This is a genomic window from Ventosimonas gracilis, assembly GCF_001580025.1.
Taxonomy (GTDB): domain Bacteria; phylum Pseudomonadota; class Gammaproteobacteria; order Pseudomonadales; family Pseudomonadaceae; genus Ventosimonas; species Ventosimonas gracilis.
In genome coordinates, this window is sequence record NZ_LSZO01000136.1 from 1 (window position 1) to 265 (window position 265).

Sequence of the window (265 nt, forward strand, 5' to 3'; positions counted from 1 at the left end):
CCTTCAATGGGCTTACAACTTAACACCTGAAAAACTCAAATCCTTATTTAGTCAACACGTGGGAGGACTGGACATGTCCGAACAAATCGAACTCAACAGCGAACAAGTATTTAACTTACCTGCATTCATTCGCGGTACTTATATGCTCTGGAAAGAAGGGCATGACTTACGCGCCAATTTATCTGAACCTACTTATTACCGTCATCGCGCCTTACTAAAAGAACATGGCATTGATATAGCGCTGCGCTGCGACCGCGCGGCCAAC

The 265-nt window shown here is 45.3% G+C and carries 1 protein-coding gene; it reads left to right on the plus strand.

Translation table 11 applies throughout. The features are described 5' to 3' along the window. A partial coding sequence (locus AXE65_RS06365; protein ID WP_275574863.1) for a phage/plasmid replication protein, II/X family occupies nt 1-265 on the plus strand: 265 nt, incomplete at both ends.